Below are 7141 nucleotides of genomic sequence, written 5' to 3' on the forward strand. Positions count from 1 at the left end.
CACCTATACGCGCGACGCACTCGGGCGCGTGCAGTCGATCACCTGGCAGGCGAGCGGCGGTTCGGCCGAAACGCTCGTTGGCAGCGCGGCCTATCTTCCGTTCGGCCCGCTTACCACGCTCACCTTCGGTAACGGCCGCACGCTGACCAAGGCCTACGACCAGGACTACGCGATCGACAGCATCAGCGGCACGCCTACGGGTGCGCTCACGCTCGACCTCGGCGTGGACGTGATGGGCGACATCACGAGCGCGAGCGCGACGCTCGGCGCGAGTCCGGCCGATCGTGTCTACGGCTATGACGCGCTCTACCGCCTCAAGACCTCGCAGACCGGCGCCAGCAGCCCGCTCGAGGCCTACACCTACAACAAGACTGGCGACCGCACGAGCGCAAGCCTCAATGGTGGCGCCGCGAGTGCGTACACGTACACGACAGGCACGCACCACCTCGCGAGCGTCGGCGGCGTCGCGCGCACCTACGATGGCAACGGCAACACGCTCATGGGCACCTCACCGGGCCTCACGCTGGCCTACGACGACCGCAACCGCCTCGCGAGCGCCGCCGACGGCACGATGAGCGCGACGTACGCGATCAGCGGGCGCGGCGAGCGCGTCGGCAAGACGGTCACCCAGGGCGGGACGCCGACGACGACGTTGTTCGCCTACGATGAAGGCGGACGCCTCATTGGCGAGTACGATGGCGCGGGGACGCTGCAGGCGGAGTACATCTACCTCGACGCCATCCCGGTCGGCGTGTCCAAGGGCGGCGTGCTGTACTACGTCGAGACGGACCATCTCGGAACGCCGCGGCAGGTCGTGAAGCCGGCGACGAATACGGTCGTGTGGAAGTGGGACTTCATGCAGAACACGTTCGGCAACAGCGTGCCGGATGAGGATGCGGATGGGGATTCGGTGCAGTTCGTCGCAACGATGCGGCTTCCTGGTCAGTACAGCAGCGCGGAATCGGGGCTAAGCTACAACTATTTCCGCGACTACGAGTCAATTACCGGAAGATATGTTGAAAGCGACCCTGTTGGGCTGAGAGCAGGAGTTGGTACATATGGCTACGTGAAAGCCAATCCGCTGATGTTTGCTGATCCCAAAGGATTAGAAGGATACGGCAGTTGGACGTTCCCCGCCGGATACAAGAAGGAGGGCGACTGCAGCTGCAAGGCGAAGGTCGCGAATGGAACTCTTGGGGCTGGTGGCGTTCTCGGCATGGGTGTCATGCTTTCGGCAGATTCCGGTGTAGCGATAGATACGCAAGGCAATGTCTGTCTGTATTCGATGTTGTGTGGGGCTGCCATACCAACGGGCGGTTCGCTCGGGTCGCAGCTAGGTCTCGTGGGCGGTGGCGGGACAGGCCGCCTTTGCAGTGGGCAAACGTGGTGTTGGGGCGCTTACCGGTCGGGCGGAGCGGGAGTTGCCGGCGAATGGCAAGGCCTTGGCTGTGCTGATGGTGGCGTTGGCGTAGGCCGTCTGTTCGGCGGCGTCGGCGAATCAGTGGGAGGTGGATTTGTAACGTGCAAGTTCACACTGCAGTGCTTCAGAGACTCTCCGTGCTGCGGAAAGGAAGAATAGGCGATGAGCACTACCGGTTTGAAAGTCGCTCTCATTGGTGCTCTTGGGGCTCTTATAGGGTTTGTCGCCGTTGTTGTCTTTAACGCTGACGAAGTTGGAATAACCATACTTTGGATATCATGGATTTTCGGTATAGGTGGAATTGTTTGTCATCGAATTCAATCCGGAAAAAGAGACGGGGCGGACAACCCCTGATTTCGCGGACACCAGAATGCGGGGACGGGAATCAAAGGGGACGGAGGGACTAACGGGACTAACGGGGTCAGAGCACCTTATCCAGCGATGGGCTCGGGCTTGCGGGGCGGTCGATGCGCGGGTCGGACGCGAGCGCATCGCCCGAGTTCGGCTTCGATCAGGCGTTGAAACCGATCATTCCCGAGCGCGCGCTGCGGTTGAGCATAGGCGCGAATTTCCGCCAGTTGCTCGTCGCTGATCGCTTCGGCGAAGAGCGCCCGGTAGGCAGCGCAGCGTTCGGTGGCGTTACGCCCCAGGCCCAGGTAGACGGAATGAGGGTGGATGAGGGGATCGTCCCCGCCCCCTGCATTGGCGCGGTAGCTCGACCAGGGGTGCTCTGCCGGCGAACCCACCATCGCTGCTCGCACGGGATTGAGCTCGATATAGCGATAGCAGCGAAGCACGTAGTCCTCCGGACCCACGAAGCACGACTTGTAGCGGCCCTCCCATAGCGTGCCACTGTAACGACCCAGTGAAAACCTGCTCAGGTGTTACCTTTGACCGAGGAGACACCATGAGTGCAGTGATGGAAGAAAAGATTAAGCGTTGGACCGCGCGGCGTATGTCGGCGCTGGTGCTGGAGATCATCCAGGCCTGCGGTTCGCAGCGCCTACCCACGCGTCCGCTGGAAATGACGCGCACGTTGTCACACGATCGAGAGCGGAGGCGGTGATGATGCGTATCGCGTTGGCTGCCGCGCTGGTGCTAAGCGCTGCGACATTGGATGCCAAGGGGCGGCCCGATCTGGCCAAGGCACGCGCCGAGTTGATGAAGATCTCGGTGGAGGACATCGCTCCGGCCGATCGTGACCGGAAGTTGGTCGCGACCCTCGAGCCGGTGCAACATGAGGTCGAGTGGGTCGGCCTGGCGCAGCTCCGGGACGCCGATGTCTCGCAGTGGTACGACGTCGCAGTCCTCGTTGCCTTCTATACGCTGGAGCCGCGGCATGTTCGCCTTGTGTGGGGCGCCGTCGACGAGATGATTCGCCGCAAGATGGACGCAGTCTCGCAGCAGGCCGAGCTGATGAAGCTCTACGTTGCTGCTCGCATGCTCGACTACGCGCAGGCCTACGCGAACGTAGCCAACGACGGCGTCATGAAGCTGCCGCGTTTCGACGACGAGTCGATCGCGGGCGGCGAGCATCCGACGCTCTGGTACGTCTCCGCCGATGCGTCGAGCGCGATGCGCTACAGTTTTCCGCTCGACCGGGGCGTGCGCGTCGTCGTGACCGGGCATCCGTGGTGCCCGTTCTCGGTCAAGGCGGGCAAGGCCATCGAGCGCAATGCGAAGCTCGCCGAACTGATGGCGCGCTACGCCATCTGGGTCGTTCCACAGCACCCGATGCCGAACTTCGGCGATATCGCGCAGTGGAACACGCAGCATCCGCAATTGCCGATGCGCGTCGTCCATCGCGCGGACGAATGGCCGGGCATCAGGAACTGGGCGACGCCGGTGTTCCACTTCTTCGTCGATGGGAGGCTGGTCGACACGGTGACGGGCTGGCAAAGCGACGCACAGGCCGACCGGCTGCTGCAAGCGTTCCACGCCGTCGGCGTGGAGCCGGCGCAGTAGCATTACTTGCAACCCAAAGCGGACTCCCGCCGGCGTTCACTTCGATGCACGAGTGATCCGCCACACCTTGCCGCCGACGTCGTCCGCGACGAGCAATCCGCCATGCCCGTCGAATGCGACGCCGACCGGACGGCCGCGCGCCTTGCCCGCATCGTCGAGGAAGCCCGTCAGCACGGGTTCGGGTGCGCCGGATGGCTGGCCGTCCGTGAACGGAACGAACAGCACTTGGTAGCCGCTCGGCGTGCTGCGATTCCACGAGCCGTGCTGGCCGACGAACGCGCCGTGGCGGTAGTGCGCACCGAACGCGTCGTTGGTGCAGAAGGCGAGGCCGAGCGAGGCGGTATGTGCGCCGAGCGCGTAGTCCGGCGCGATCGCGGCGGTGACGCGTTCGGGGTTGGCGGGCTTCATGCGCACGTCCACGTGCTGGCCCCAGTAGCTGTACGGCCAGCCATAGAACGCGCCTTCTCTCACCGACGTGATGTAGTCCGGCACGAGGTCGTCGCCGAGTTCGTCGCGCTCATTGACGGCGACCCACAGCACGCCGCTGTCGGGCTGGAAGGCGAGTCCGACCGGATTGCGCAGGCCGGTCGCGTACGGCTGCAGCGAGCGGCTCGCGAGGTCGATGCGCGAAACGGCGGCGCGGCCCTGTTCGGCTTCGATGCCGTTCTCGCCGACATTGCTGTTCGAGCCGATCGCGACGTACAGTAACTTGCCGTCGGGCGTCGCGACGATGTTCTTGGTCCAGTGATGGTTGATCGTACCGGCCGGCAGGTCGACGATGCGCTCGCCACGGCCATCGAGCTGCGTCGCGCCGGCCTTGTAGGTGTAGCGGACGACCGCATCGGTGTTGGCGACATAGAACGCGTCGCCGACGAGCGCCATGCCGATCGGCGAATTGAGGCCGCTCGCGAACACGAAGGTGTGCTCGGGCTTGCCGTCGTGGTCCGCATCGCGCAGCAGGCTGATGCGGTTCGCACTCGGCGTCGCCGAGCCGGCCTTTTTCATGAGCTTCTTCATGATCGCGCCCTTGATCCCCTTGCCATCGTCGGGCTTGGGCGGCGCATCGGATTCGGCGACGAGCACGTCGCCGTTCGGCAGGACGTACAGCCAGCGTGGGTGCTCGAGATCGCGCGCGAACTCGGTGACCGCGAATCCAGGCGCGGCCGTCGGTGTCTCGCCCTCTTTCCACCCGACCACGTCCGCCACTTCGACGGTCGGCACGAGCGATGTGTGCGGGGCGGGCAATGTCGGGTTGGCGCCCGTCGAGGACATCGGCGGCATCGTCGACGGCGACACCTGCGCGGCCAACGCAGCGGACGACGAGGACAGGGATGCGACGAGCACGGTCGCGGCCCACGCCCGTGCTACACGCGCGCTCATCTCATCGCTCCTCGACGGACCAGTGGCGCCTCTGCGTCTCGACGAAGCGGCGCGTGCGTTCACGCTGGATGCGCACATGCTCGCGGCGCGAAGGCGTGCGCGAGAACTCGCGGCGGAAGGCGTGCTCGAGCGATGCGATCGCCTGCGGTGGCAAGGTGTCCAGTTCGTCGGGTATGAGCGGCTTGTCGTGTTTCATGGCGTGGCCCCGTATTCCCGCAGCGGGCGGGTCGAGCCACCAGCGTCGGCGTGCGCGGCTGAATCGGGGCCATGTGCGGATCGGATCGCGTTCAGCCCCGATTCCCGCGCTCGGCGCGCCGGCCGTCATCACGGCGAACGTCGGCATCCAGTTTTTCGACGAGCGAAAAAACTCGCCGCGCGAGGCCTTCCTTCCTAGCGCGCGTAGACCAATGCCGGCTGTTCGCGCCACCGCTCCGGAAACAGCCGCTTGAGGTTCTCGACCTTCGGCAGGTCGTTGATCGCGATGTACGGCTCGGTCGGATGGAGCGTGAGATAGTCCTGGTGGTAACGCTCGGCCGGATAGAACGCCTTGCCGGTTTCGATCGTCGTGACGATCGGTCGCGCGTACGCGCCGCTCTTGTCGAGCTGCGCGATGTACTCGGCGGCGACGTTCTTCTGCGTGTCGTTCGCCGCGAAGATCGTCGAGCGGTACTGCGGACCGACGTCCGGGCCTTGGCGGTTGAATTGGGTCGGGTCGTGCGCGACCGAGAAGTAGATCTGCAGCAACTGGCCGTAGGTGACCTGGTGCGGGTCGAACGTGACCTCCACCGATTCCGCATGGCCGGTATTTCCGGTGCCGACATCCTGGTAGTGCGCGCCGCCGCCGCCGCCCGCATAGCCGGACACGGCCTTGCTGACGCCCTTCACGTGCTGGAACACGCCCTGCACGCCCCAGAAGCAGCCGCCCGCGAATACGGCCGTTTCGGTCGTGCTGGTCGCAAGCGGCTCGTCGACCGCGGGCGGAGGAATCGCGACCGCGGGCTCGGCCGAGTGGCCGATGCGCTGGCATGCAGTGACGGTGAGCAGCAGCGCGAATGCGATCGCCGGGCTGGACAGATGAGAGAGGCGGAACATGGACATGGCAGTACTCCGGGCATTGATCGTAAGCGCCGCGCGAGCGCGGGCGTTCATGGAAAGAACCCAATGGATCCCGCTTCCGGCGGATGACGGTTTCGCGCTGCGCATCTGCATCTCCGCGGCGTCATGCCCGCGAAAGCGGTCATCCATTCGGTCCGTGCGATCGACGGCATCCCTGGTCTTTGCGCGCCACGATTCATCCGAACGTGAACGCGAAGGCCTCGGCCTGATCGAGGAATTCGATCTCGAACGTGTGGTCGCCCACCGCACCGTTCGAGCGATACAACTGGTAGAGCTTCTGTTGCGTGATCGTGCCGCGACCGTCCGCGTCGGTGTCCACGCCATGGTCGTCGCCGGGACGCGCGCCGTCGATGCGCACGACGAACCGCGCAGGCTTGCCGTCCGCGGCGGGGCCGAGCACGAGGTTGAGGTCGCGCGCGCGGAAGCGGAACGCGATGCGCCCGCCGGGCTTGTCGAGGCGTGCCTTTTCGTCGGCCACGGTCCACGTACCCGCGAGGCCCCAGGCATTGAGCGGCAACGTCGCCGGCACGGTGTAGTCGTGCGCGACGTCGTGCACGGCGCCACCGGGCGAGGCGAAATGCTCGGCCCGGTCGTAGCCGAGGTAGGTTTCGGGCGAGCCGACTTCCGCGTTCGCGGGTGCGAGGGCGAGGCCGCTGGTGTCTGGCTGCACCGCTTGAACCTCCATCGGTGTCGCCGCGAGCGCGCCGCCGTGCGCCTCCTCGAGCAGTTCGCGGATCCACGCTTCGGACTGCTCGTAGGCGCCTTCGCCGAAATGGTGATGGCGGATGCGACCCTGCGCATCGATGAAGTAGTGCGCGGGCCAGTACTCATTGTTGAAACCGCGCCAGATCGCGTAGTCGTTGTCGAGCGCGACCGGATAGTCGACATGGAGATCGGCGACCGCGCGGCGCACGTTGCCTTCATCCTTCTCGAACGCGAACTCGGGCGCATGCACGCCGATCACGACGAGGCCCTGGTCCTTGTACTTGTCGTACCAGGCGCGCACGTACGGCAAGGTGCGCAGGCAGTTCACGCACGAATAGGTCCAGAAGTCGACCAGCACGACCTTGCCGCGCAGACCTTCGCGCGTGAGCGGCGGCGAGTTGAGCCAGGCGACCGCGCCGTCGAGCGGCGGCAGCTCGCCTTCACTGCGCACGACGTCGCTCGCCGCGTGCGGCTTCGCCGCCATCATCATCGCGGCTTCGCTCGCGGGCGGCGCGGCGTTCGGCGAACGCGCACCGATCGCCTCGATCAGCGACT

General features: G+C 65.4%; 8 protein-coding genes. 3 read left to right on the forward strand and 5 right to left on the reverse strand.

Going from position 1 to position 7141, the window contains the following annotated elements:
- Positions 1-1579 (forward strand): RHS repeat domain-containing protein (locus ACTHK2_RS14630; RefSeq protein WP_440246451.1); only part of this gene is annotated, 1579 nt, incomplete at its 5' end.
- A 272-nt stretch (positions 1580-1851) separates the two neighbouring features.
- Here the strand turns inward: ACTHK2_RS14630 and ACTHK2_RS14635 are convergent.
- Positions 1852-2217, reverse strand: coding sequence for a hypothetical protein (locus ACTHK2_RS14635; RefSeq protein WP_440246452.1), 366 nt, complete (start codon positions 2215-2217; stop codon positions 1852-1854).
- 110 nt (positions 2218-2327) lie between these two features.
- Here ACTHK2_RS14635 and ACTHK2_RS14640 point away from each other — a divergent pair, with 110 nt between their 5' ends.
- Both ACTHK2_RS14640 and ACTHK2_RS14645 read left to right on the forward strand, forming a co-directional pair.
- Entirely contained in the window at positions 2328-2486 is a 159-nt protein-coding gene (locus ACTHK2_RS14640; RefSeq protein WP_440246453.1) for a hypothetical protein, read from the forward strand.
- A complete protein-coding gene (locus ACTHK2_RS14645; RefSeq protein WP_440246454.1) occupies positions 2486-3385 on the forward strand; it encodes a hypothetical protein in 900 nt (299 codons plus the stop codon). Before ACTHK2_RS14640 ends, ACTHK2_RS14645 begins: the two co-directional genes overlap by 1 nt.
- Positions 3386-3421: 36 nt before the next feature.
- Here the strand turns inward: ACTHK2_RS14645 and ACTHK2_RS14650 are convergent, their stop codons facing one another.
- The 4 genes from ACTHK2_RS14650 to ACTHK2_RS14665 all read right to left on the reverse strand — a co-directional run.
- Positions 3422-4765, reverse strand: a complete 1344-nt coding sequence (locus ACTHK2_RS14650; RefSeq protein ID WP_440246455.1) for a PQQ-dependent sugar dehydrogenase — start codon at positions 4763-4765, stop codon at positions 3422-3424.
- Position 4766: 1 nt separating this feature from the next.
- The gene (locus tag ACTHK2_RS14655; RefSeq protein ID WP_440246456.1) at positions 4767-4961 is read right to left on the reverse strand and encodes a hypothetical protein; all 195 of its coding nucleotides are present in this window, start codon (positions 4959-4961) and stop codon (positions 4767-4769) included.
- A gap of 194 nt (positions 4962-5155) precedes the next feature.
- A complete protein-coding gene (gene msrA / locus ACTHK2_RS14660) occupies positions 5156-5857 on the reverse strand; it encodes a peptide-methionine (S)-S-oxide reductase MsrA (protein WP_440246458.1) in 702 nt (233 codons plus the stop codon).
- Between the two features lie 199 nt (positions 5858-6056).
- Positions 6057-7141: thioredoxin family protein (locus ACTHK2_RS14665; RefSeq protein ID WP_440246457.1), on the reverse strand; the 1085-nt coding region annotated here is incomplete at its 5' end.

Origin of the sequence: Dokdonella sp. (assembly GCF_051958935.1) — a bacterium.
Classification (GTDB): domain Bacteria; phylum Pseudomonadota; class Gammaproteobacteria; order Xanthomonadales; family Rhodanobacteraceae; genus Dokdonella_A.